Below are 22,923 nucleotides of genomic sequence, written 5' to 3'. Positions count from 1 at the left end.
TAAGAATGAAGGCTTTAGCTTTGTTTAGCGGAGGGCTTGATAGCATGCTCTCAATGAAATTAATAAGTGATCAAAACATCGAAGTGGTCGCACTTTATATGGATACTGGATTTGGCGTAGATGAAGAAAAACATGAAATTTTAAGACGCCGTGCAGCCTTGGCTGGGGCTAGTTTAAAAGTGATTGATATGAGAAATGAGTATCTTCGTGATGTGCTTTTTAACCCAAAATACGGCTATGGCAAGCAGTTTAACCCATGTATTGATTGTCACGGATATATGTTTAAAACAGCTCTAAATATGCTAAAAAGCGAAAATGCAAATTTTATCATCACAGGCGAAGTCGTAGGTCAAAGGCCGATGAGTCAGCGAAGAGACGCACTCTTTCAAGTTAAGCGCCTAGCTGATGATGAGGATGATCTAGTGCTTCGTCCGATGTGCGCTAAGCTCTTGCCACCAACTAAGCCAGAGCGCGAGGGCTGGGTCGATAGAGAGAAGCTACTTGATATAAGCGGGCGCGATAGAAAGCCGCAGCTTGCTTTGGCAAAGGAATTTGGCTTTGAGGACTTTGCAACGCCTGGAGGTGGGTGCTTGCTAACGATCGAGAGCTTTGCTGTGAAGATAAAGGATTATCTAAATTTTGATAAAGAGATGCGAGATATCGATGTCGTGTGGCTAAAGCTTGGTAGGCATCTGCGCTTGCCAGATGGTGCAAAAATGATAATAGGCCGTGACGAGAGCGATAATAACGCTCTTTTAGCGCATCCAAATGATAAATTTGAACAAGTAAAATTTAAAGAGAGCGATGACATCGTAGGAGCTATTAGCTTCATAAGCAAAAACGCTAGTAAAGCCGACAAAGAGCTAGCAGCAAGGCTCGCACTTGCTTATACAAAAGCAAGCAGAGAAAATAAATTTGAAGTTAGCATCGATAGCGAGAAATTTAGCATCACACCTGAGGATAAATCTCTAGCTCAAAATTATTTTGTAAAATAGACATTTTGTTGATTCTTGGTACTTTTACTTTATGTTTGTAGATAAAGATGGTTTTTATCTACAAATAAGTTTAAAAATTATATAATCCGAAACTTATTTTAAAGTGTCACGGTAGCTCAGCTGGTTAGAGCGCTGGTCTCATAAGCCGGAGGTCGGGAGTTCAAGTCTCCCCCGTGACACCATAAATACCTAAACTACGATGTTTCTACAATATTATATTGCAGTCACCTTTCATGAAATATAGCTTAATGTTTGTAGCAAAATAAAATTTTATGTAGCAAATTCTTAAGCTTGCAGTAATTTTAACACGTTTTTGTAAAATTTTTAAAAAACAAGTAAAATTTTTTAACGAATAATCTACTATAATACAATCTGTCACTTTGCCGGGTTAAATTTTTATCATAGTTTAAATAAAATAAGTATAGATGTATAGTAGAAATGGCGTTTGTAGCTATTGAATATTGGCTAAAAAATATTTTTGATGATTATTATACATTCATACCCCTAGCGATAAAACACAAAATAGAGATAGGCTGCATAAGCATCACGAGATCCTGCGTATGTCAAATACTGGCTACCATTTATAAAGATAAAAGAGTCAGAGTATTTAAAGGCAAAATTTGAGAATTTGTTTGGAGAGTATTTGGTGCGCAATTGATGATGATGCAATAATTTTTATTTGGTAATTTTAAGATATTTGTTTCGATTCCTCATATAAATACTAGCATTAAGTAATTCATAAGTATTTTTATGCTATACAATCAATTATAAGCAAAAACCCCTTGATATATCGTGCTTTTTAAAACATAAAATCATTTTTTTATTCTACTTACTATCAAATTCATTGACTCGACTATAAAAAAAGATTATAATGCTCACAATTTTTAAAAATAAAATATTTTTAACCAAAGGAGGTTAAGATGATCAAAATTAGTTAAAAGTAGAGGCTCCATTTAAGTAATTAAAGGAGAACCTCTACGATAGGTTCTAAGCACCCCTATTGTAATAGTTCTCTACTTTTAAACTACTTAAATAAAAACCTATCAACAACTACCATATTAAAACAATGGGCACACTATAGGTATGCCCATTTGGTGAGATAGCTATTGCTGTCTTTGTAAAATTTAAAAAGCTATAGGAGAAAAATATGGCTAATAAAAAAATGCTTTTAAATGATTTAAAAGCTATCAGAAAAAATAAAATAAAACAGGAGATTAAACAAGCATGCATTGAAGCCTTGTTTCCACAAAAAGCTACGATCAAAGAGTGCAGGCTAGTAATCGAAGATCGTTTTGGTATCAAGCTATCAAATAATGAGTTTTCCAAATGGAAGAAAGAATATGAGGCAAAAAATGCAAACCAACCCTCTGATGCATGTCATATTCTCGGTTCCAAAGAAGACGAAAAAAACGATGAGGAACTAAGCAATGGCACTAACAATCAAGAGTAGTGATACAGCAGTTGCGGCAAACGCAGTAATTGCTCTACAAGAACATATCGAAATTGGTAATAAGGTTAGTGAAAATATTAGAAATAATATTGAACTTTTTAATCAAGCCGCAGATAGCTTTGATAAAAGCTTTAAAGAAAAAATAGAACTTATAGAGCAAGGAGGTATTGAACTTATAAATGCAACAAAAGAGATCCAAAACAACTTTAAAAATACTCTAAAAGGTGCAGACAAAACTATATCGAAGATCAACTCATCTTTTAGCTCTTTAATGAAGAAGATAGTATCTGCATTAATTGCCTTTGTATTTATAGAAGTGATCTTCTTTTTTGGCTACATGTTTTATGATAGCCATAAGACAAATGAAGCCAAATCTACACTACAAAGTAGGCTAGATAAAGCACTTTATGATGTGTCTAATCTTCAAGGCTTTATCATCCATATCTACAACCAAGATAGTCAAAAAGCTAGCAAAGATTTTACTAAATGGCTAAACAAAAATGGTGACGGCAATGTTCAGTAGTAAGCAAATTTTTCTAATAGCAAGACACATACAATGTATGACACTTCGTTTTCATACCTTGTATAATCTTGCTCTGCCGAGGGCCACAATGCGAGATATAAGAAGCGTTAAAACGCTTCATCTCGCTAACACATTTTATGAAAGGATATCATATGTCAAAAAATGTCAAGGATAAGGTGCTCTCCGCAAGGATCACTTATCAACAATACGATAAGCTATCTAAAATAGCTCTAGAGTTAGATATGTCAAGATCAGAAATCATTTCCTATCTTATAGATAATGGCACTGTAAATTCTGAATCCATAAAAAAGAAAGAGCTAGATTCGGCAATCATTACATATTTTGCTAGACCTTTTAGCAACATCAATCAAATAGCAAAGAGACTAAATATAGCTTATAAGACTAGTGGTAATATAGGCTTAGAAGTGATACTGCGAGCACAAGAAGATTTGTACAAAATTCAATCAGTCCTAACTGAAATTTTAAGCCTAATAAGGAGTAGCTATGATAGTTAAGATCTCAAAGGGAGAAAAAGGCGTAGCTGATTATTTAAAAACTGGTAAGAAAAGAGATTCAAAGCTAACTAGAGATGAAAAAGATGATAGATTGCCACTGGCTGGAAATTTAGATCTTATCGAGATGTCTGAAAGGCACCAGAGCAAGAAAAAGAATAAGAAATATAACTACTATCATATATCCTTGTCATTTACTTCAGAGGAGTGGAACAAGCTATATGAAAGTGGCAATATAGATGATCTTATAATGGATTTTTTGAAGCTCACTTTCCCAAATCACGACATAGATGAGCTACTTTTTTATGCTGAAGCTCATCTGCCTATAATCAAAGAAGAGCCATATATTCCTCGTCCAGAAGGGGCGCTAGAAAACAGAGTATTGAATAAAAAACATAAAAATGGCGAACCGCTAAAAAGAGAGCCTCATATTCATCTAATAGTCTCTTTTGAAAATATGAAATTTACTCATAGTGTAAAAACTGGTGGAGCTATATATGCAAAAGGTGCATCCAAGCAACAAGCAAAAGCCATCATGGCTAAATCAGTAGAGAAATTTAAAAGAGTGGTTAATGACATCTTATCTAACAAGTATGGATTAAATAATATAGAGCCTTTAGGCATGGGTGAAGACCAACTAGAAAAACAATATGAAAGCTTTAAAAGTGCAGCACAAAAGGTTAGGAAAGGCAAAGAAAAAGATACGCAAATGAAGATAGAAACAGATGTAGTTATCGAGCCAAAAGCTAATACAAAGGAACAAAACATAAGTGTTGAAGAGCTGCTAGCTGATGCTAGAAATTCTACAGCTGATTATCTATTAAGAATGATAGAAGAAGATGAGAGTTTCAAAAAAGACTATTATGATAGAGCAAAGAGGCTTAATGCAGTGGATATAAGAGAATTTTTGCCTATGATCAATGCAAAATTTAATATCACCGCAAAACCTGAAATGGTAAATGATAAATATAAAGTAAGTGTAGATGGGTTTAAGGGAACTTATAATCTAACTGATCTAATGTGCAAGATAGTCTATAATGGCAGAAAAGGAGCATTATTTCATGTAGTTAATGAACTAGAGCAAATGCTTATAGAGCTTCAAGCTAATAAAAATGAGCCAAAGATAACATTAAGTGTAAGTAGTGACTTTAACACGCCAAATAAGGACCCAAAAGCTCAAGTGCTAAATAGCTGGAAAACGATACGAATAGAGCCATATAACCTAAAATCGGTACTTAAAAACTATTCAGCTATATCAGTGGCAAGTTTTAAGAATAAAAATGAAGAAGATAGCGGTATTGATGGCATAACTCCTACACTTATATATGATATATATAGCCCCAAATTTACTATAAATGATGCTCAAAATTTACTGCAAAGCAAAGGGATAAAAGGCTTCATGTACCCAACCAGCTATCAAGCACCAGATACAAAAGTAGAAAAATTTAAACTCATCATACCCACAACAAAGGTTCCAAGCTTAAATGAATATGATGAATACATAAAAGAGATAACAAGAGAGCTTGGGCTATATAACATAGTAAATAACCAGAGCCTATATCCTAGTAAATTTCACTACACTCCAGTGCCAGGATCTGAACTTGTAAGCATTAGTGGAAAAACTTTGGATAATACAAGAGCCATTGAAGAGGCTGGTTTAAAAACAGATATTAATAATATGGATGTTAAAGCCTTAGAGGAAAATTTACAAAAACTAAGAATATATGAGCTTAGCTGTGAGCCAAAAGATACCAACTCACATATTAAAAGAACAAGCTACCAAGCTATATCATCAAAGATTCCGATAAAAGAGTTAATAGAATACTTTGACGAGAGTACTGTGCTTAAAGAATATAAAAATCATCAAATACTTTCTAGCAATAGCAGCAGATATCTTTACTTGCCAGAAGAAAATACAGTCTACTCCTTTAGTCAAAATAGACTCTATACTCCGTATATCTATATCAGAGATAAATTTTATGAAGCGGCTAGAAAGATAAAAACTGGGTTTTATGATGATGATCTCATTAAAAAGTTAGGTATTACACAAAATGAATATGAAGGCTTCGTAAAAGCTATTGATGGCCATTTAGATATAAATAGATACTACTTAGCTTTTATAAATAGAACTGAAAGCTTTAAAAAATACCTGCCAGACATAGTTAGAATTAACTATAAATGCTTAATTTATAATATAAAAACCTATATGAAAGATTGGCAAGATATGCAAGGATTTAATAAGCTAAAGAAGTGTTATAAAGCAGATAAGATCTCTCTAGCAAATGATCATATATCATTTGGCTCACTAAAAATAACAAAGCAAGAGTTATATGGTCAAGGACTTGATAGTAACTTTGGAGCAGAGCAAACAAAACAACCATCAAGTATGATAGAAACCAAAGAATGGAATGTGAAGTCAGGGCATGATAGTTTGGAGAGATAGACTATTATGAGCTGTTATAGAAGCCAAATTATTAGCCATCTCTCACCCCATAAAACCAAATGGCAGTGCAAACATATCATCATCTAGCTTCATAGCCGTATCTCCAGCATAAAAAACTATGCCCTTATCAAATTTACTTTGTAAATTTTCTTTTAGATGGTAGATATGTTTAAAGTCATCTTTGCTGATAGTTTTTGAGGATTTGACCTCTATGGCTATGAGTCTGCCCGATATCTCAAGGATAAAGTCTATCTCTTTTTGATCGCTCGTTCGGTAGTAGTATATATTCGCTCGTTTTTTGCTACTTGTATTTGCCTTTAGTAGTTCATCAAATACAAATGTCTCATATATGGCACCTTTATATGAAGAATTTGCAAGATCTTGAGCTGATGAAATTTGAAGTAAGTGTGCCAGCACCCCTGTGTCGGTAGCAAAAATTTTAGGAGTTTTTATGAGTCTTTTTAGAGCGTTGTTAAAGTATGGCTGAAGCTTTTGGATCTGATAAGTATGCTCAAGCACGCTAAAATAGCTATCAAATGTCTTATTATCAAGCCCAGACTCTAAACATAGCTCGTTTTTGTTAAAGATATTGCCACTTCTTAGCATACATAGGCGGTACATAGTGATAAATTTATCCATATTTCTGATGTTGCCTATCTCTTTGGCGTCTGATTCTATATATGTTCTTATGTATGAGCTAAACCAGAGATATTTTGATTTTTCAGAGCTTATCTTTGTGATCTCTGGATAGCCGCCATTTATGATCTTCTCAGATAAGCCGTCGTTGTCGTATTTCCTCAATGCAAGATGGCTTATATCGCCACTTAAAATATCTATCAAATTTTCATCACTATAGCTTAACTCTTTTTGAGAAAGCGGGTAGAGTTCCACTATGCCTATCCTGCCAGCAAGTGAGTCTGATATATCTTTAAAGCCTTTTAAATTTGCAGAGCCAGTTAATATGAACTGACCGTTTGTTCTGTTTTTATCTACAAATTCTTTTATAGCTAAAAGCAGTATGGGAACTCTTTGTATCTCATCTATCACGATAGGCTTACTACAGTGTTCTATAAAGCCTTTTGGGTCGTTTCTTGCGGATTCATATATATTAATATCGTCAAGCGTTACGTAATTTGGTATATCTAAATTTAATGCAAGGGTTGATTTGCCAACTTGCCTAGCTCCGCTTATCAAAAGCACAGGAAAGCTTTTCATATACTCTTTTATCTCATCAGCTACGGCTCGTTTGATGTACATAGTATTTTATCCTTAAATATTTAGGAGTATAATACTACAATATATATAAATTTACAAGGATGGTTTGGTTAAGATAATTGTATATTTAAATTTAATTCGAACTAAAACTGGCAAGATTAAGTCAGTCACTGTGATTTTCCATCACACTGAGTATTTTATTGGTAGAGTTTTAAGCAATATCACCTCAGATTTTCATATTGACAAATGGTGGCCAAATTTTACCTCAAAAGGAGCAGCACAATAACCATTTTTGGAATATTGCACAGGCTCTTTTATATTGCGACCTAACTTCCCAATAAATTTTTACCTCATAACTTTATCCAGTAGTGATTTATAGCTATCCACTACGTCATAGACCACGCTATCGTTGCTTATAGCCTTAAAATGCTCCTTTGCGCAGTGGATTTTGGACTCTTCGACTTGGCGAAGCTGCATAGAGTTCATAGACCCTTTAGTCTCCGCGACAAAATAAATGTACTTGATATCACCCTCATAAAATGCAATCGCCCTAAAAAGACAAACCTCTCCAGATACATCAGTCATATATATAGACGAATTTAAAGGAAATATAGAAAAAGAGAAATATCAGCTAGCGATGTATGATAAAAACCGTAAACTAGTAGATATATTAAGAAATAGACATTCACAAACAATAAAAAATATAATAAACGAATTTGAAATACAACCACAAGTAGTTGTAATGGATATGTTTAAGCCATTTAGAAGCGTAATAAATAGTAATATAGTTCAGGCCCAAATAGTAGCAGATAAATATCATGTAATAAGACAAGGGATATGGGCATTAAGAGATTTAAGAGTAGAATTATTTAACAAAGACAATGAAAAGTATAAGAAGTTAAAAAAATATTGGAAAATACTAAGTAAAAGCCCAATAAGTCAGTTTAGTCAAAGACAAAAAGAAATATTAAAAGAGATATTAAAAGTAGATAAGACATTGAAAAAGATGTATAGAATAATAAAAGAATTTTACAAGATGTTTGAGAGCAAGACAGTAAAGACAATGAGAAGGAGAATAGAACAATTAATTGAAAAATTGAGAGTATTTAATATAAAGCAAAGTATAAAACTAGCAGATACAATAACAAGTTGGAAAAAAGAGATAATAAATATAGTAGAATATGAAATAAACAATGGGTTTGTAGAAGGAAATAACAACAAAATGAAAGTAATAAAAAGAGTATCTTATGGACTAAGAAACTATGAAAGATTTAGAAAATTGATATATTTACGTCTTTGCAATAGATAGAGGTGTTTTTACACCCCCACTATTGACAAAGAACCATAATAAATTTTATCCGCTCTATAAATTTAAAAATTGAATACCCTTTTTACATACATTTAAAAGAAAAATTTATATATAATCCTAAGATAAAAAATTAATAATTATACTTAAGGAGCAAACGTGCAAATTCCTATTCGCTACGGCAAAGATGATATCATCGACCTAAGCGTTCCGGAAAAAAATTTACTGGGAGTTTTTAACCCCAACCCCGTGGCTAAATTCGACGAAACGGCACTCATCGCAAAGGCTCTGGCAAATCCAATAAACCAAAAAAGCTTTGATGAGTTTATCGCTGGCGATGAAAAGATCGTTATCATCGTAAATGACGGCACAAGGCCTACGCCAACTGCTAAAATTTTAAAGCAAATTTATCCAAAACTTCGCGATAAAAATAAAATTTTCATCATCGCCACCGGCTGCCACAGAGAGGGGACACTAGATGAATACAATATGATATTTTCTAAAGAAATTTACCCTGAAATTAGAGCTAAAAACGAGGTTCATGACCACGACTCAAAGCACGATGAGATGGTCTTTTTAGGCGAGAGCAAAAACGGCACGCAGATGTATCTAAACAAAATCGTAGCTGAAGCTAAAAAAGTGATCGTCATAGGTTCAGTCGAGCCTCACTATTTTGCAGGCTACACTGGCGGTAGAAAGGCGTTTTTGCCAGGTACTGCCTCATACGAGAGCATCACGCAAAACCACAAACTAGCACTTAGTCCTGACGCTCAGGCTCTGCGCCTTGAGGGCAACCCTGTGCATGAAGATATGATCGATGCGATGAAGGTTCTTTCAAACATCGATGTCTTTTCTATACAGACAGTGCTTGATAGCGAGCATGGTGTCTATTACGCAAGTGCTGGCGATCTAAACGATAGTTTTTATGACTGCGTGAAAAAGGCTGATGAGGTCTTTTGCGTAAATATCCCACAAAAAGCCGACATCGTGATCTCGGTAGCGCCTTATCCTATGGATGTCGATCTTTATCAGGCGCAAAAGGGTGCGGACGCAAAAATAGTCATCTTGCCGTTTGGCTCTATGACTGTGCCTAAGGTTTAAGTATGGCTAAAATTTTATACTATGATGCTAGTTGCGGTATTAGCGGCGATATGAATTTAGGCGCGCTGGTGGATCTGGGCGCGGATTTTAGCTATCTTTGCGCCGAGCTTGCTAAGCTAAATTTAGCTAGCGAATTTTACCTACGCAAGCGCAAAGTGCTAAAATGCGGTATCTCTGCAACCAAAATAGACGTCGTTTGCGCGGCAAATCCGAGCCAAATTCCGCTTGGCCTCTTAGGCGCTAAATTTAGCCCGCGTCAAAATTTAAACGGCAAAATTCACGGCGCCGAATTTAGAGCGGATAAGCCCGCCCAAAACCATCCGCGTCCGCGAAATTTCACGCAAATTTTAGAGCTTATCGAGGGTTCTAGCCTAAGCGCTTTCGTAAAAAAAACGGCAAGCGAAATTTTTAGCGTTATCGCGCAGGCCGAGGCCAAAATCCACGGCACTAGCGCAGAGCAAGTACATTTCCACGAAGTGGGCGCCGCGGACAGCATCGCGGACGTAGTGGGTGCGGCTATTTGCTTGGAGGCCTTGGGTGCGCCGCAAATTTTTGCTTCGCCTATCGAGCTTGGCGGCGGTTTTGCGCACTGCGCTCACGGCAGGCTGACCGTACCGGCGCCTGCGGTTTGCGAAATTTTAAAAGGCGCGCAAGTAAGCCTAGGGCGAGCGAATTTCGAGATGACTACGCCCACAGGAGCGGCTATTTTAAAGGCCTGCGCACTAAATTTAAGGGAGCAAGACCGCCGCGAGTCGCCGCGAAATTTTAAAATTTTAAGCACGGGCTACGGCGCTGGCGATAAAGACGTCGCAGATTTTGCCAACGCGCTTCGCGTGATACTTTGCGAAACGAGCGAGGATTTAGGCTTGAGAGATGAGCCAAATTTGAGCGTGCAGATCGGCTATGGCGAGCTTTGCGAGCGGATTTTAATCTCCACTAATATCGACGACATGGACGCCGAGAGCTTTGCCTTTGCGTGCGATATTTTGCGAGATAGCGGCGCGCTGGACGTATTTAGCAGGTCTATTTTTATGAAAAAGGGGCGCGCGGGCTTTGAGCTAAACGCGCTGTGCCGCAAGCAGGACGCCGCGCGGATAAAGGGGCTAATTTTCGCGCATACGACGGCGATCGGAGTTAGAGAGTGCGTCGTGAGGAAAACGGAGCTTGCGCGCGAGTTTTGCGAGGTAGAGACTAAATACGGCAAAATAAGGCTTAAAATTTCGCGCGGCCGAGTTTGCGGTTTTAACGCCGAACAAAATTTAACGGACGAAAATTTAGCCCGAGATTACCCCGAAATTTTAAAAATCAAGCCCGAATTCGAGGACTGCAAAAAAGCCGCGCAGAGATTTCAAACGACGATCCGCGAGGTTAGAAACGAGACTTTAAAAAAATATGACGAAACTAGAAATTCTAAAAAATGATATAAAAAAGCTGGAAAATTTAGCCGTAGCGTTTAGCGGCGGCGTGGATAGCTCGCTACTGTTGCGCGTTGCCGCCGATACGCTAGGCCGGCGCGCGGTAGCTATCACGCTAAAATCGCCCTATATGTCGGGGCGCGAGATAAAAGAGGCGATGGAATTTACCCGTACTTACGGCATCAGGCACGAAATTTTAGAGCTAGAAGCGCCCGAAGCGGTAAAAAATAATCCGCAAGATCGCTGCTACGTCTGTAAAAAGGCGGTTTTTACACGGTTAATCGAGCTGGCAAAACATCTAGGCTTTACAAATGTCGCCGACGGTACGAACTTAGACGACCTTGGCGAATACCGCCCGGGGCTTAAAGCAAAAGACGAGCTTGGCGTGCTTTCGCCGCTTAAAGGCCTCAAAAAATCAGAGATTAGAGAGCTTAGCCGCGAGCTTGGACTGCCGACCGCGGATAAGCCCAGCTACGCGTGCCTTCTGACGCGTTTACCGCACGATAGGGAGTTTTCCGCGGAGGAAATTTCGCTCGTGGAGCGAGCCGAAAATCTGCTAATCTCGCACGGATTTTTAAACGTTCGCGCGCGATTTGACGGCAAAGCCTTTAAGCTGCAAATGGGTGCGAGCGAGACTAGACGCTTTTGCGCGGGAGATTTTAGCGCCGTCGTACGCGAGATCGCCGCGCTTGGCGAGTATGATATTTTGCTTGATTTAAAGGGGCTTCGCGGGGAGATTTTAAATGACGAAAGATGAGGCTTTAAATTTCATCCGTACCGTAAAATCGGGCGAAAAAAGCGAGCGCGAAGCGATAGAGTTTTTACGGTATTTTCCTTTTAGCGACGTGGGCTGCGCCAAAATCGACACTCAGCGCGCCCTGCGAAACGGCGCGGGCGAGGTGATCTACGGCGAGGGCAAGACCGATGATGAAATTTTGCGTATCGCAGAAGCGATCGGCGCGAGAGGGCAAAATATCCTAATCACGCGCACGAACGAGCGGGTTTTTGAGCGGCTGCGCGAAATCTTACCGCAGGTGGAGTTTAACGCTCGCGGCCGCGTCATCAGCGTCAAATTTAAAGAGCCCGCGCTCACGCAAAGCTACATCGCGATAGTTTCCGCAGGCACCGCCGACGGCGCGGTAGTGGAGGAAGCGTACGAAACGGCGAGATTTCTAGGCAACGACACGCGTAAATTTAGCGATGCGGGCGTGGCTGGGCTGCACAGGCTGATCGCAAATCTAGAGCAAATACGCGGGGCAAAGGTCGTGATCGCGGTGGCGGGCATGGAAGGCGCGCTAGCTAGCGTGCTCGCGGGCCTCGTGAGCGTGCCGGTGATCGCGGTACCCACCAGCGTGGGATACGGAGCGAGTTTCGGCGGGCTGGCGGCTCTGCTAGCGATGCTAAACAGCTGCGCAAACGGCGTCAGCGTCGTAAATATCGACAACGGATTCGGCGCCGCGTATAACGCGAACCTGATAAATCATCTCTGAATTTACGCCCGTGCTCGGACTAATAAACGGACTAAATTCGAGTGCGAGAGCCTATCGATCACAGAAGCAAACCGCAACAGCTACCAAGCCGTAATAGCGCAGTGGCACGATAGCAAAGACAGTAAAGATAAACAAGCGAAGATTGGCGGCGGAAAGCAAACCTATAAGCTAAATATCCCCGAGCCAAAATCAGACAATGAAGCCTTAAAAAGGGCGAAGCCAAGCTAAACGAACTACAACGCGGCGGAATGAACGGCTAGCTTACCGCCACTGGTAGAGAGCTAAGGGCCGGCGTAAAACTAAAAATAACCGGCGTAACCAGACTTGAAAATGTAAAATTTAGTATTAAAAGCGTATCGCATAATCTAAACACTACAAACTATATGATTGATCTGGAGTTTGAGGGGTAGGATTATATCTGATTATAAAAATATTCTTTCTTACCTTTTCTATAGTAGCCATCTATAACATCAGTAAGTTCGAATCTAAAATATTCAAATATGCGCTTAAACTCTACTAATTTTTCTTCCGACACCGTGAGAAATGGTTTTTCTGTTTCTAATTCCATAAAGCTTTGTTTAAAAAGTTTTATTCCGTATCCTTTATTCTTGTAAGGGGGCATGGTAGATAAGTGACATATCTTTTGCTCACTGTATTTTAGAATAGCCAAGCCTCTTAAATCATTTTCGTTACAAGAAGTTATTATTTTTTTTGTTCCATTTTTTAAAGATGGTATCACGTTAAGAAAATACCAAGCATCAAATTCTGGATAGTATTTTTTTGCCTCTTTGATATAGTTATATAATACATATTTATTCTGTATATCTGCCTTTATAGGCAAAATGTGATTTGATGTTAAGACAATTGAGGGGTCATAGAATATCATTTAAAAAAAACACTTTATAAGAGGTCATAAATAAAATTAGACACTATAGCTACGAACACCACGAATAACAGGAATTTGTATTTTTCAAATTTTGAACTTTTATGATGAAGGCTTTTTAAAAAGAGTTGATACGATTCTATGCACCCACCACTAAGATTACTCTCCTTAAACTGATAGACCGTCATATTTAAATCGGTATCATAACCTATATATTCACGCCACAAATCATCCTCCAAAACCCTAAAACTTTTTATTGACTTATTTTTTTCTAGTAGTTCCGTAGTAGAATCTAGTATAATAAATGTATTAATTTCCTTAAATTTTATTTTATTATCTATTTGTTTTGTAAAGCGTCTATCCAAATTTATAGATATGCCGGTGATTTTCATAGCTTTAATAAAAGGGTTAGTCATAGTATCTGAGAGCATTGTGTCAGATATTTTATCCTTAATATTTGTAACTCTAAATCTGAAATAACTATTTTTTTGTTGTTCCTTCACGCTCATTGTAATACTTGTATCATTGTTGATGGTGGTATTACAGAGCTCAATATTACCAAGGTCATACTCTTTTAATCTAAAACTTGATTTATTTTTATCCAGATGTGTTTCTTCGTTAAATATCATGTTTATGGTTTTACCATCACACAAGCGATCCTTGATGTCTATAAAATCAGTTTTGTATATTTTAAAAGGGAGTGTGATATTTATGTTAAAGTTTCTACTAATGTTATTGTATTCTTTCCTGGATACCAATACCCCAATTTCAATATATGAGTTTTCGTTATTGTTTGGCAAAAACAGGTTGATGTGAAGTATAACTTCTATTTTGTCTGCAATATCAGAATCTGCACAAATTGCTATAGGCCATGCGATTGAGTTTTTTTTATTCATAGTTTTTTATCCAATATACATAAACGATTGTGGTGCCACAAAATTTGGGTATTGCAAATAAGGACAAATTGCCTCTTTATATTTATTTGCGGATTTAATCTTAATGGCAAAACCGGTACTCTTGCCATTAAAGTATTTTAGATATCTTTCTTTATCTATACCGGCATCCATACTCGTTTTATCCCATAGCTCTTCTGGGCTTGCCTCCAAAATATTATCAACTATAAATTCTCCTATAATTTTTCCAACTGGCTTTGTGGCATATACTTTAATCTTATTAACGTTTTTTTTAAATTTTACCTTTCTAAACTCAAATTTTTTCGTACCATCAAAAATAGCCTCAGCGAATTCCGGCTTAATGGATAATAATGCTGTCATTTACTAAACCTTCTTTTAAAATTGCAAAAAAAGCCTCATCTGTAAGCTTCACAAAACCCCAGTAGGCTTCTTCGTGACCTATAATTTCTCTAATCTTCTTTAAAATAACACGTCTTTTAAATGATATATTGTATGCCATTTTTATTATTTTTGTGTAATTTTTTTTGATAAATATATTCTCTAATTCATCATCAGTAAATATATTATGAGGCTTGCAGTACTTGATGAAATCATACAAGTCACTAAAACTGGATAAATCTTTATATTCTTCTACAACACACAAGGAGGTTATGACGGATGAGTAGTTCGCGCTTTGGGCATTTTTATCTTTTGTTCTATAAATGAGTAAGCAGTCGCCTCTCTTGAGTTGCTCGACACCTTTCATTTCCGTTATATACACCTTATGAATACTATTTGATTCAGACATGTCTTTTAGTATGTCATAGCTTTCTGTGTTTAGCATAGAGTCCGAGAACATACCAGTATGATATTTTGGGTATATACTTAAAAGATATTTGTCGCTTGTCGCATTAATAGCCGGATAGTCCAGCAGTATATCATTTTTTAGCGCCTGCACATGAGTCGGTATATTTTTTGTTAATACTAGCTCATTGATTTTTTTGCTATGCTGGACAAACCCATATCTTTTTAATAATTTTATTAAAGGTGCTTGTTTTTCAAAAGACGTTACATAGATATTATAAATATTGTTTGCTACGGCAAAATCAAAAATCTTCTTTATAATACGCTCTCCAAGCTTTGTCCCATGCGCATCTATTTTAAGAGTTCCTATCTTTAGCCATGTCACATTTGTGTCAAGTGCCGGACTTATATCCGTATTATCTATTGGGCTTTCTATTTTTAGATACAAAAAAGCCACTATCTTGGTATCATCAAAGAGTATATATGCTTTTTCGCCAGCGTCCGCTTTTTTCGCTATCCATGTATCAAAACCTTTATAGTCTTGCCTTAAAGAGTCGAAAAAGGAATCAGATGTGTTAATTTCACGTATATATTTCTCTTGGATATTTGACATTTTAACACCTCTTGAAATTTTCCAAGCAATTGTATCAAAGATTATCTAATTTTATTCTTTTAAAGCCATCGTTGCAATATCGGCAAGGATCTTTAAAAGTATTTTTTGAATTTAAAACGATAATAAAAAGATTAAAAAAATTTACGTTTCAAATCAAAGTGAAAAATGTGATGTTTTAGCCCACTTTGATTTGAAACGTGGTTTTTACAGCTAAATTTGAAGGCTAAATTTAAAAGGAAAGCGTTGCGAGAGAAAAATTTAAGAGAGCAAAAACCAAACGAGCCGAAGGACGCAGTAAGGCACGAGCAAAAGCTGCAAACAAAGCAAAGTGTGAGAACGAGGCTAGCGTTTTTAGCCGCGGCGGTACTGATTTTGGCGGTCGAAATTTACATAGCGATCTGCGTAAAGGGCGGCTTTGTGCGACACTACGCGGGCGACGTTTTGGCCGTCATCTTGCTTTATGCGTTTGTGAGAGCTATATTTAGTGTGACGCCATCAAATTTAGCGCTTAAAATTTTTGCCTTTGCGGCGGCCTTGGAGCTCGCGCAGTATTTTGGCGCAGTGCAAATTTTGGGCATAGAAAATAAAATTTTAAAAATAATGATCGGCGGAACGTTTGATTTTACCGACCTGCTCTGCTACGCGGTTGGCTGCGTCCTAGCGGGCGTTTATGAAAAATTTGAAAGTAAAAACCAGCAAAGGAGAAGCGATGGATAAAGAAAAATCCATAAAAAAGATGACTGAGGTCATGGCAAAATTTGTCGGCTACACGGGCAAAGTGCTGTCTGATGACGTGACGGCAAAGCTACTTGAGCTTAGCGAGCGCGAGACGCAGCCGCTGGCAAAGGAGATCTATAAAACGATGTTTGAAAATCAGCGCCTTGCAAAGGAGCTAAACCGCCCGTCCTGTCAGGATACTGGAGTGATCCAGTTTTTCGTAAGATGTGGCGCAAATTTTCCGCTTATTGGCGAGCTTGAAGAACTGCTACGAGAGGCGGTACTGCAAGCTACTCGCGAGGCTCCGCTGCGCCATAACAGCGTCGAGACATTTGACGAGTATAATACCGGCAAAAACGTCGGCAAGGGCACGCCGAGCGTGTTTTGGGAGATCGTGCCAAATAGTAGCGAGTGCGAGATACACACCTATATGGCAGGTGGCGGCTGTAGCCTGCCTGGCAAGGCTACTGTGCTGATGCCTGGCATGGGCTATGAGGGTGTTGTTAAATTTGTCATGGATATAATGACAAGCTACGGCATAAACGCCTGTCCGCCGCTATTAGTGGGTGTTGGCGTGGGTACTTCGATCGACGTGGCATCTTTGCTATCTAAAAAGGCACTTATGAGGCCTTTGGGCTCTAAAAATCCAAACGAACGCGCTGCATTAACTGAAAAGTTGCTTGAAGATGGCATAAATAAAATTGGTCTTGGACCACAAGGCATGAGCGGTGCAAGCTCTGTGATGGGCGTGCATATAGAAAACTGCGCTCGCCACCCAAGCGTCATAGCTGTTGCCGTAAATGTGGGCTGTTGGTCGCACCGCAAAGGGCACATCGTCTGGGACGCAGATCTAAATTTCGACGTAAAATCGCACAAGGAGTTTGCGCTATGAGTAAGAAAATTTTAACCACGCCAATAAGCGCTGATGATCTTTCAAATATCAAAATCGGCGACGTGATCTACCTCACGGGGCACATCAGTTTGTAGATTTGGCTAGCACACAAAGAGAGCTAGCAGATGAATTAGGAGCTAAGTTTTTAGAATTTTGTAGTTCATACCTAAATGAAAAATGTGTTATTGCCAAAAGTGAATTTACTTACCAAGAATCTTTTTTGCCAGCAAGCCTAACTATCGAAGCCTACACTAAAAAACCGACTGCTAACACAACAATGGTAGATGCGTACATTGGTAATGTGCATTTTAGGTTAAATTATGATTATGTATATGAAGAGTATGATGATGACCATTTTAAAGATGAATATGCGTATCAATATCTTGACTTTCAAATATAACAAGTGCTATAATACAACCAAGTTACATTTAAAGAAAGGAGGGTAAATCATGGCAAACGGAGATTATGAAGTAACTCATAATAGGATTCTTAATAGTGTAAAGAAAAAATATCATTCATACAAAGGTAAAGTAGGCAAGATTGCTGATAATATAATAGACAGAAATTTTAAAGCTGATAAGCCGTTACAAAAATGGAGTACTGATGTATCTCAATTTAACTTTTCATGGGGTAAATGCAACATTTCACCAATACTTGATATGTATACAAATGAAATAATCTCTTATGACTTATCCTTAAGTCCTAATTTAGAGCAAATATCTAAAAAAATTTTGTTAACTTCTTTATATTGAGGATAGGAGACTATATAAAAGATTTTTACTATTAATTAGAAAGAGTGGATAAATGGGGAAAGGTTTCTTTAAGAATAAAAAATTATGCATATTGGTTCTCTTTGTATTGCTATTGCTTTTAATACTAACTTGTATTTGTTTAGGAAGATATCAGGTTAGCCCCTATAAAGCATTTATGATTATATACAAAACAATAACCGGAGATGTTAGCGGCTTAGATGTACATGAAACTAGTGTAGTAATTGACATAAGACTACCTAGAATACTTATGGGAGTTTTAGTAGGTGCAGGGCTATCACTGGCAGGAGCAGCATATCAAACTGTTTTTTCAAACCCTTTAGTTAGCCCGGACTTACTAGGGGTGTCTTCAGGAGCAGGTTTTGGGGCGGCTTTATCTATATTATTATCCCTAGACATGATAGTGACTCAGCATGTTTCTTTGCTTCTGGGGCTTTTAGCAGTTTATATAGTTTTAAACCTATCCAGAGTAAAAAAACGAACAGATTTGTATGTGTTAGTTTTATCCGGAGTAATTGTAAAGTCACTATTTGATGCTTCAATATCATTTATTAAATATATAGCAGATCCGGAAGATAAGCTTCCAACTATCACTATGTGGTTGCTGGGAAGTTTAGCAAGTGTATCCTATAGAGATCTTGTTATTTGTTCAATAATAATAATACCTTGTATTTTCGGCTTCTTTCTATTAAGGTGGAAATTGAATCTTTTATCTCTAGATTCTGATGAGGCTAGGTCTTTAGGAATTAATGTAAAAAAATTACGTATTGTGGTTATCTTACTCTCAACATTGATAACTGCAACTACAGTTTCTGTATGTGGAATTATAGGATGGATAGGTTTAATAATTCCCCATTTGGCGAGAATGGTTATCGGAAATGATAATAGGTACCTTATTCCAACTTGTTGTGTTATGGGAGCAATTTATTTATTACTGATAGATACCCTTTCAAGAGCAGCTACAAGCAATGAAATTCCCATTTCAATATTAACAGCATTTATAGGTGCGCCATTATTCATAACTATACTTAGAAAGAATTCGGGAGAAAGAAGATGATACTCCAAGTTAAAAAAGGTACTTTTTCATATGACAAGAGAAAAATTTTAAAAGATATTTCATTTGATTTAAAAGAAGAAGAAGTAATGTCCATTCTTGGACCCAATGGGGTGGGTAAAACTACTTTCTTAAGGTGTCTTATGGGATTTTTAAAATGGGACACGGGAAAAGCCTTATTGTTCGGCAAAGATATAAATGAATATGCAGAAAAAGAATTATGGGAAAACTTAAGTTATGTTCCTCAAGTTAAGAAAAGTGTGTTTAGTTATGGGGTTTTAGAAATGGTTGTGATGGGTTTAGACAAGGAAAACAGTTTTTTCCATATCCCTACGAAGGAAGATTATGATAAAGCTTATGAAACTTTAAAAGAATTAGGAGTTGAAAAGCTATCAAATAGATACTGTGATGAGCTATCCGGAGGAGAGCTTCAAATGGTTATGATTGCGAGAGCTCTTGTTTCTAATCCAAAACTTCTTATTTTAGATGAACCGGAGTCAAACCTGGATATGAAGAATCAAATTAGAATCATAGAGGCAATTAAACATATAAATGTAAATAAAAAATCTGCTTGCATAATAAACACTCATTTTCCTAGTCATGCATTGCAGATATCTGACAAAACTTTGTTTATCGGTAGTGACTACAAAACAACCTTTGATGAAAGTTCGAAAGCCATTACTGAAGATAACTTACAAAAGTATTTTCAGATCAAAGCTAAAATTTTAATTTTTCAAGCAGAAGAAGTTGAATACAAAACAGTTGCACCTTATAAAGCCATATAGAACTGTTAGAAGGAGGTTAATGAATGGAATATAGAAAATTAGGATCTACAGGCATACAAATTTCAAGAATATCTATGGGAAGTCATCACTTAAAGAATCCCCAAGATATAGATAAACATGCAGAAAATTTCTTCTATGCATATAAACAAGGAATAAATTTCTTTGAAACCGGCGATACTTATGGAAACAATTGTTCAGAACTTATATTAGGTGCAGCCATAAAAGAAATGAAGAAGCATAAAAAACCATTTTATATTATGTCAAAGACACATGCCGGAGATTCTAAAACATTTCGAAAAAATCTTGAAAATTCTTTGAAGAATTTAGGAATAAGTTGTATTGACTCCTTTACTTGTCTTTGGGGTGTAAAATCTTTTGAAGAATGGAGAGGAGCTAAAAACTATGGAGCTATAAGAGAGATGGAAAAAGCAAGAGAAGAAGGACTTATTAAGCATATTACTTTTTCTTCACACTTACAAAATAAAGAACTAATTGAGATGATTGGGGAGTATAAATTTGATTATAGTTTACAGGGCTTTAATATAATTAATTCCAAATACAGATTAAAAGGAATAATGAAGACTCATGAAAAAGATATAGGGACAATAGCTATGAATCCGCTGGCAACAGGAGACTTGTTGCTTTATGAAGATATATTTAACGCTATTCGTATAAAAGAAGACCAAACTTTGGTTCAAGCGGCATATGCATATATTCTGTCCTTTCCTTTTATAGATTCTGTACTGGGAACCTTTAATTCAAAAGATGAAATTAATGAAGCTATTAAAACCCTATATCAAGAACCTTACTCTGCTAAAGAAAGGAGTGAACAAGAAGGAAAATTAAAAGAAAGAATTAATCAAGTTGATTTAGAAAGAAAGATAGAAGTTGGCAAAGCTCTTAGACAAAGACCTCATATATTAAGAGAAGAAGTTGCAGATTTGTTTGGAGTTTATCCACTAAGTGTATAATTTTCAAAGGAGGAAAAATGAAAAGAAGGATTAGTTTATTATTATTTTTAGTACTAGCATTAATTTTAAATGCTTGTGACGGCAGCTCTCAAAGTAATAAAAATGAAATCAGTGAAAACAAGGAAAAAGAAGCTAGTCAAGTGCGAGAAGTTAAAGAGGTAAAAGAAAGCGAATACTCGGTTACTGATGTTAGAGGAAAAACGATTAAATTTGAAAAAACACCGGAAAGAATTGCAACGGTGGACAAGCCTCTTCCGTCTATAATATATGCAATTGATGGAAAGACAGATAAAATTGTAGGATGCAACCCATCTTCTATTAAAGCTTTTGAAGAAAGTGTTTTAAAAAACATGTATCCACAACTAGCTAATGCGAATACTAAATGGTGTTCAAAAGACTCAGTTGTTAACGTGGAAGAGTTATTGAAGCTAAAACCGGATGTAGTGTTTATTTATTCGAATATTGAGAAAGAAATTGAAAAAATGGAAGCTGCAGGACTTAAGGTAGTAGCTTTAAAGAGGGCAGAATTTGACAGTATAAAAGAAAATATAAAAATGATATCTGAAGTACTTCAAAAGAAAGAACGTGGCGACTTATTAGTTGAATATATGGACAAAGGAATTAATGAAGTAACATCAAAGTTAGCTGAAATAAAAGATGAAGATAAACCAAAAGTTATAGAGTTTTATAGTGACATGAAAATAGCTGTAAAAACATACGACCATTGGATGAAACCAAGTGGAGCCCATAATCCGGCCCACGAGCTTAAGGGTAAATTGGCTGAAGTGGACATGGAGCAGATGATTGTATGGAACCCTGATATCATTTATTTAGGAAATCATTCAGACTTAATGCCGGAAGACTTTATTGAAAATAAGCAGGAAGGTAGAGACTGGTCAACAATTAAAGCTGTAGCTAACAAACAAGTATACAAAATTCCTATAGGTGTTTATAGGTGGGATCCTCCTGGGGTTGAAACTCCGCTTACAGTTAAATGGGCTGCAAAAATACAGTATCCACAATTGTTTTCAGATATGGACATGGAAGTAGAGTTAAAGAATTTCTTTGAATATGTATATGATTACAAATTATCAGATGATGAAGTTGCTACAATATTGAGGAAGTAGTTTTAATAAGAAAGGAAGAAACATGGATAAATAAAAGTATTAGAAATATGATTACAAATTATCAGATGATGAAGTTGCTACAATATTGAGGAAGTAGTTTTAACAAGAAAGGAAGAAACATGGATAAAATAAAAGTATTAGAAAAAGGACATGAATTAGAATATAGCTTTGATGATTTACTAAACTATCATGGTGTAGGTTATCCCGGGGGAGTAGCTCATGCATTTCAAGTCATGAGTAGAGCCTTTCCACTTTTAGATGATGGGAAATTATTAGAAAGAAGAGAGATATATCTTATTACAGCATTTCCGGGACCGGGAGGGCTAGATGCTTTTGAAATGGTAACAAGATGCGTAACAGGTGGTAGAATTTCCGTTGATATTAATTTAAAAGAAGCTGAAGAAGTCTTAGAAAGTCCCCATGGAAGATATTATTTTAAATTCAAGTATAGAGATAAAACAGTCGTTATAACCATAAAGCCAGGTTTTGTACTAAAAGAATTTATTGAATTATCAAGAAAAGAAGATAGAAGTGAAGAAGAAGAGACTACTTTGATTCAGATGAAAAAAGATATGGCAGCAAGACTATTGGCCGCTAAGCCCGAAGAAGTATATAACGCAAAAGTTCTATAAAAGAAAAAGAGAAGGGTTTTGATATGTGCCCTCTTTACTGGACAAACCAGTAAGGAGGGTATTTTTTTGAAAATAAAGATGCGTTTGAGTTATTAGTGTTTGGTTCTTATGGAACAAAATACAGTAATTTTTTAGGCTGTATAATAAATATGGGGTTTTAGGGACTATCCCTAACGAGGTATTTTTGTCTGACTTGTCGGACAAAAAGTATCCTCGCCCAAATGAAATACAAGATGGCTTTTTGATAGCAAATACCATATATAGAATATAGATGCAAGCTGGTTCAGCTTATGCTTTTCGTTGTTTATTGATCCGTTTAAGATAAATAAAAT

The 22,923-nt window shown here is 36.6% G+C and carries 24 protein-coding genes, 1 tRNA gene and 1 pseudogene; 20 read left to right on the top strand and 6 right to left on the bottom strand.

The window, feature by feature from the left end; translation table 11 throughout:
- Positions 1–5: 5 nt before the first annotated feature.
- From FZ949_RS03895 to FZ949_RS03865, 6 genes are all read left to right on the top strand, one after another.
- Positions 6–995, top strand: coding sequence for an argininosuccinate synthase domain-containing protein (locus tag FZ949_RS03895; RefSeq protein ID WP_107952904.1), 990 nt, complete (start codon positions 6–8; stop codon positions 993–995).
- Positions 996–1,100: 105 nt separating this feature from the next.
- Positions 1,101–1,177: transfer RNA gene (locus FZ949_RS03890), tRNA-Met, on the top strand.
- A 965-nt stretch (positions 1,178–2,142) separates the two neighbouring features.
- Positions 2,143–2,445 carry a hypothetical protein gene (locus FZ949_RS03880; RefSeq protein ID WP_035142770.1) on the top strand — a complete coding sequence of 101 codons (303 nt, stop codon included), beginning with the start codon at positions 2,143–2,145 and terminating at the stop codon, positions 2,443–2,445.
- Positions 2,423–2,968: a hypothetical protein gene (locus FZ949_RS03875; RefSeq protein WP_021085730.1), complete on the top strand. Its 546-nt coding sequence runs from the start codon at positions 2,423–2,425 to the stop codon at positions 2,966–2,968. The genes FZ949_RS03880 and FZ949_RS03875 overlap by 23 nt, the downstream gene beginning before the upstream one ends.
- Positions 2,969–3,120: 152 nt before the next feature.
- Positions 3,121–3,483, top strand: coding sequence for a plasmid mobilization relaxosome protein MobC (locus FZ949_RS03870; RefSeq protein ID WP_035142769.1), 363 nt, complete (start codon positions 3,121–3,123; stop codon positions 3,481–3,483).
- Complete coding sequence (locus FZ949_RS03865) at positions 3,473–5,923, top strand: aminotransferase (protein WP_148790155.1); 2,451 nt, start codon at positions 3,473–3,475, stop codon at positions 5,921–5,923. Before FZ949_RS03870 ends, FZ949_RS03865 begins: the two co-directional genes overlap by 11 nt.
- 42 nt (positions 5,924–5,965) lie before the next feature.
- On the opposite strand, the gene FZ949_RS03860 is transcribed toward FZ949_RS03865, so the two are convergent.
- Both FZ949_RS03860 and FZ949_RS03855 read right to left on the bottom strand, forming a co-directional pair.
- Entirely contained in the window at positions 5,966–7,180 is a 1,215-nt protein-coding gene (locus FZ949_RS03860; RefSeq protein WP_021085725.1) for an ATP-binding protein, read from the bottom strand.
- Positions 7,181–7,483: 303 nt separating this feature from the next.
- On the bottom strand, positions 7,484–7,723 hold the full coding sequence (locus tag FZ949_RS03855; protein ID WP_080656657.1) for a restriction endonuclease: 240 nt from the start codon (positions 7,721–7,723) through the stop codon (positions 7,484–7,486).
- Between FZ949_RS03855 and FZ949_RS03850 the strand changes: the two genes are divergently transcribed.
- The 5 genes and pseudogenes from FZ949_RS03850 (at position 7,683) to larB (ending at position 12,450) form a co-directional block, all read left to right on the top strand.
- Complete coding sequence (locus FZ949_RS03850) at positions 7,683–8,447, top strand: transposase (RefSeq protein WP_103559554.1); 765 nt, start codon at positions 7,683–7,685, stop codon at positions 8,445–8,447. The genes FZ949_RS03855 and FZ949_RS03850 overlap by 41 nt on opposite strands.
- Before the next feature lie 156 nt (positions 8,448–8,603).
- Positions 8,604–9,494: pseudogene (locus tag FZ949_RS03845) on the top strand (lactate racemase domain-containing protein); the annotation flags it as partial.
- 53 nt (positions 9,495–9,547) lie between these two features.
- The gene (larC, locus tag FZ949_RS03840) at positions 9,548–10,966 is read left to right on the top strand and encodes a nickel pincer cofactor biosynthesis protein LarC (RefSeq protein ID WP_021085667.1); all 1,419 of its coding nucleotides are present in this window, start codon (positions 9,548–9,550) and stop codon (positions 10,964–10,966) included.
- A complete protein-coding gene (larE, locus tag FZ949_RS03835) occupies positions 10,938–11,717 on the top strand; it encodes an ATP-dependent sacrificial sulfur transferase LarE (RefSeq protein ID WP_021085705.1) in 780 nt (259 codons plus the stop codon). The genes larC and larE overlap by 29 nt, the downstream gene beginning before the upstream one ends.
- Positions 11,704–12,450 carry a nickel pincer cofactor biosynthesis protein LarB gene (gene larB, locus FZ949_RS03830; RefSeq protein ID WP_021085655.1) on the top strand — a complete coding sequence of 249 codons (747 nt, stop codon included), beginning with the start codon at positions 11,704–11,706 and terminating at the stop codon, positions 12,448–12,450. Before larE ends, larB begins: the two co-directional genes overlap by 14 nt.
- 412 nt (positions 12,451–12,862) lie before the next feature.
- Here larB and FZ949_RS03825 read toward each other — a convergent pair whose 3' ends face one another.
- From FZ949_RS03825 to FZ949_RS03810, 4 genes are read right to left on the bottom strand one after another with little or no spacing between them, the layout of a single operon-like run.
- Complete coding sequence (locus FZ949_RS03825; RefSeq protein ID WP_051282733.1) at positions 12,863–13,336, bottom strand: hypothetical protein; 474 nt, start codon at positions 13,334–13,336, stop codon at positions 12,863–12,865.
- Positions 13,337–13,350: 14 nt separating this feature from the next.
- Complete coding sequence (locus FZ949_RS03820; protein ID WP_021085723.1) at positions 13,351–14,229, bottom strand: hypothetical protein; 879 nt, start codon at positions 14,227–14,229, stop codon at positions 13,351–13,353.
- A gap of 6 nt (positions 14,230–14,235) precedes the next feature.
- On the bottom strand, positions 14,236–14,607 hold the full coding sequence (locus FZ949_RS03815) for an ASCH domain-containing protein (protein ID WP_035142766.1): 372 nt from the start codon (positions 14,605–14,607) through the stop codon (positions 14,236–14,238).
- Complete coding sequence (locus FZ949_RS03810; RefSeq protein WP_021085706.1) at positions 14,585–15,643, bottom strand: GNAT family N-acetyltransferase; 1,059 nt, start codon at positions 15,641–15,643, stop codon at positions 14,585–14,587. The genes FZ949_RS03815 and FZ949_RS03810 overlap by 23 nt, the downstream gene beginning before the upstream one ends.
- Before the next feature lie 243 nt (positions 15,644–15,886).
- On the opposite strand from FZ949_RS03810, the gene FZ949_RS03805 reads away from it, so the two are divergent.
- The 9 genes from FZ949_RS03805 to FZ949_RS03760 all read left to right on the top strand — a co-directional run bounded on the left by FZ949_RS03805 (position 15,887) and on the right by FZ949_RS03760 (position 22,591).
- Positions 15,887–16,360 (top strand): ribosomal maturation YjgA family protein, encoded by a 474-nt coding sequence (locus FZ949_RS03805; protein ID WP_021085657.1) that lies wholly within the window; start codon positions 15,887–15,889, stop codon positions 16,358–16,360.
- Complete coding sequence (gene ttdA, locus FZ949_RS03800; RefSeq protein WP_148790154.1) at positions 16,353–17,252, top strand: L(+)-tartrate dehydratase subunit alpha; 900 nt, start codon at positions 16,353–16,355, stop codon at positions 17,250–17,252. Before FZ949_RS03805 ends, ttdA begins: the two co-directional genes overlap by 8 nt.
- A 97-nt stretch (positions 17,253–17,349) precedes the next feature.
- The gene (locus FZ949_RS03790) at positions 17,350–17,652 is read left to right on the top strand and encodes a hypothetical protein (protein WP_021086679.1); all 303 of its coding nucleotides are present in this window, start codon (positions 17,350–17,352) and stop codon (positions 17,650–17,652) included.
- Positions 17,653–17,701: 49 nt separating this feature from the next.
- Positions 17,702–18,004, top strand: coding sequence for a transposase (locus FZ949_RS09425; protein WP_051282770.1), 303 nt, complete (start codon positions 17,702–17,704; stop codon positions 18,002–18,004).
- 52 nt (positions 18,005–18,056) lie between these two features.
- Positions 18,057–19,079, top strand: a complete 1,023-nt coding sequence (locus FZ949_RS03780; RefSeq protein WP_021086678.1) for a FecCD family ABC transporter permease — start codon at positions 18,057–18,059, stop codon at positions 19,077–19,079.
- Entirely contained in the window at positions 19,076–19,861 is a 786-nt protein-coding gene (locus FZ949_RS03775; RefSeq protein ID WP_009295486.1) for an ABC transporter ATP-binding protein, read from the top strand. Before FZ949_RS03780 ends, FZ949_RS03775 begins: the two co-directional genes overlap by 4 nt.
- Positions 19,862–19,884: 23 nt before the next feature.
- Entirely contained in the window at positions 19,885–20,832 is a 948-nt protein-coding gene (locus FZ949_RS03770; RefSeq protein ID WP_021086681.1) for an aldo/keto reductase, read from the top strand.
- A gap of 17 nt (positions 20,833–20,849) precedes the next feature.
- Positions 20,850–21,959 carry an ABC transporter substrate-binding protein gene (locus FZ949_RS03765; RefSeq protein ID WP_103559558.1) on the top strand — a complete coding sequence of 370 codons (1,110 nt, stop codon included), beginning with the start codon at positions 20,850–20,852 and terminating at the stop codon, positions 21,957–21,959.
- A gap of 119 nt (positions 21,960–22,078) precedes the next feature.
- Positions 22,079–22,591, top strand: coding sequence for a hypothetical protein (locus FZ949_RS03760; protein ID WP_034965947.1), 513 nt, complete (start codon positions 22,079–22,081; stop codon positions 22,589–22,591).
- The last annotated feature ends 332 nt before the right edge of the window (positions 22,592–22,923 follow it).

This window comes from Campylobacter concisus (genome assembly GCF_902460545.1).
Taxonomy (GTDB): domain Bacteria; phylum Campylobacterota; class Campylobacteria; order Campylobacterales; family Campylobacteraceae; genus Campylobacter_A; species Campylobacter_A concisus_AE.
The sequence above is the reverse complement of the archived record's forward strand: the minus strand, read 5'-3'. Positions and strand labels throughout refer to the sequence as shown.